This window comes from Variovorax sp. P1_H12_2 (genome assembly GCF_056405335.1).
Map to the genome: position 1 here is coordinate 1 of NZ_JBFUCI010000637.1, position 2,369 is coordinate 2,369.

General features: G+C 65.5%; 4 protein-coding genes. All 4 read right to left on the minus strand.

Features of this window, described 5'->3' with window-relative positions:
- On the minus strand, positions 1-120 hold a 120-nt coding region (locus tag AC1D2K_RS33545), incomplete at its 3' end, for an FmdB family zinc ribbon protein (RefSeq protein WP_478094611.1).
- 105 nt (positions 121-225) lie between these two features.
- Complete coding sequence (locus tag AC1D2K_RS33550; protein ID WP_478094605.1) at positions 226-1,083, minus strand: ABC transporter permease subunit; 858 nt, start codon at positions 1,081-1,083, stop codon at positions 226-228.
- Entirely contained in the window at positions 1,080-2,027 is a 948-nt protein-coding gene (locus AC1D2K_RS33555; protein ID WP_478094607.1) for an ABC transporter permease, read from the minus strand. The genes AC1D2K_RS33550 and AC1D2K_RS33555 overlap by 4 nt, the downstream gene beginning before the upstream one ends.
- A partial coding sequence (locus AC1D2K_RS33560; RefSeq protein WP_478094609.1) for a TOBE domain-containing protein occupies positions 2,027-2,369 on the minus strand: 343 nt, incomplete at its 5' end. The genes AC1D2K_RS33560 and AC1D2K_RS33555, both read right to left, overlap by 1 nt.

Here is a 2,369-nt window from a genome sequence, read left to right on the forward strand (position 1 = left end):
CTGCTTGCTGAACGCGCTGGCGCCGCAGGACGGGCACTCCGAGAGCGGCGCGTCGGACATTTTCTGCAGCACGTCCTTGGCAAAGCCGCAGGCACTGCACTTGTAGGCGTAGATAGGCATGGAATTGGGGGGGCGGAAGGGAACGGCCGGCGGCCGCTCGCAAAGCCCTCCATTATAGGCGCCCGCCCGCCACCGAGGCCGTCGGCGCGGCCGCCCTGCGCGCGGCTACGTCGTCGATTCGGCACCCCCCTTGAGTGCAGCGTGCTGCTGCCTGTAGCGCCTGCGCTCCCGCGCCGCGATCAGGTAGCTCGAACCCACGACGAACACCGCCACCACGAAGATCACCACGGTGGCCAGCGCATTGACGGTCGGATCGAGCCCCAGGCGGGCCCGCGAGAAGATCACCAGGGGGAGCGTGGTCGAGCCGGGCCCGGACAGGAACGCCGACATCACGACGTCGTCCAGCGACAGAGTGAACGTCAACAGCCAGGCAGCCACGAGCGACTGCGCGATCATCGGCAGCGTGACGCGCATGAAGACCTGCAGCGGCCGGGCACCGAGATCCTGGGCGGCCTCCTCGAACTGGGGATTCAGGTCGCGCAGGCGGGCACTGATCACCACGGTTGCATAAGCCAGGCCGACGAGCAGATGGCCGAGCCAGATCGTCACCATGCCGCGCTCCGGAAAACCGAAGAGGCGCTGGATCGAAACGAGCATCAGCAGCAGCGACAGGCCGACGATCACTTCCGGCATCACCAGCGGGGCGCTGACCATGCCGGAAAAGAAGGCGCGCCCCTTGAACCGCGCAAAGCGTTCCAGCGCAAAGGCAGCGAGGGTCCCCAGCACGACGGCGGCGCTCGCGGTGGCCGCGGCGACCCTGAGCGAAAGAAAAAGCCCCGATCGAATTTCCTCGTCGCCGGCGAGCTTGGCGTACCAGCGCAGGCTGAAGCCGGCCCAGACGTTCGGCACCGGGGAATCGGTGAAGCTGAAAACGACCAGCGCCGCGATCGGCAGGTAGAGGAAGACCAGCCCCAGCGTCAGCCAGATGCGGCTGGTCCAGCGGCCTGCGGACGTGACGATCATGAACGCGCCACCTTCGCCTGGCTGTTGTTGAAGATCGCCAGCGGCACGATGATGAGCAGCACCATCACGACCGCGACGCCCGAAGCCAGCGGCCAGTCGTTGTTGGAGAAGAACTCGTCCCAGAGCACGCGGCCGATCATCAGCGTTTCCGGCCCGCCCAGGAGTTCCGGGATCACATACTCGCCCACGCAGGGAATGAAGACCAGCATCGCGCCCGCGATGATCCCGCTCCTGGACAGCGGCACCGTGACCCGCCAGAACGCCTGCCAGGGCGTGGCCCCCAGGTCCTGCGCGGCTTCGAGCAACTGCAAGTCCAGCTTGGACAGCGTGGCATACAGCGGCAGCAGCATGAAGGGCAAGTAGGTGTAGACCATGCCCAGCACGAGCGAAAATGGGCTGTACATGAACTCGCCCGGCGCCGGGATCAGCCCCAATGGGTAGAGCAACTGGTCGGCACGGAGGTGGATGAGCAGCCTTCCGACCCAGCCGGTCTGCGCATCCAGCAGCCCTTTCCAGGCGTAGACCCGCAACAGGAAGCTGGTCCAGAACGGCAGCATCACGGCCATCAGCAGCAACGGCTGCAGGGCGGTGGAGGCGCGCGCCATGAAGTACGCGAACGGATAGCCGATCACGAGGCAGATCAGGGTCGTGATGCCAGCGTACATCAGCGACCGCCCATAGGTCGCCAGGTAGAGGTTGTCCTGGAAGATGGTCGCGTAGTTCTGGAGCTTGAGCCTCACGACCAGTTCCTGATCKGCGTACGCGAACAGGCTGCTGATCGTGGCGCCGTCCATCTCGGCGAAGCTGATGCGCAGGACAATGAGAAACGGCAACAGGAAGAAAGCCAGCAGCCAGAAATAGGGCACGCCGATCACAAGGCGCCGCCCTCGCATGAGCGTTTTCCAACCGGGCAAGCCGCCGCGGTCGGCTTGGGCGTGTTTCATCAGTTTTTCAGGACGACCTGGGAGGTCGGCAGCCAGTGGGCCCAGACCCTGTCCCCCGGCACCGGAGCGCCTTCCCGATGCCGGGTGGCGTTCTCGACGTTGACCTTGAGCACGGCGCCGCTTGGCAATTCGAGGTGGTACAGGGTGTAGCCACCGAAGTAGGAAAGGGCCTTGACGACCCCTTGGACCCTGTTGCGGTCATCGTCCGGCGGCTCCGTGCCCAGTTGGATCTTCTCGGGCCGCACGGCGACCACGACCGGCTGGCCTTCGATACCGGTGATGCCGTGATCGACCCGATGCACGACGTCGGCGCATTCGATTTCGGCATGGTCGGCCTCGTCC

What these genes read in the sequence shown, in the direction of transcription:
- AC1D2K_RS33550 (WP_478094605.1), bottom strand. Translation starts at nt 1,083, where the DNA reads ATGATCGTCACGTCCGCAGGCCGCTGGACCAGCCGCATCTGGCTGACG.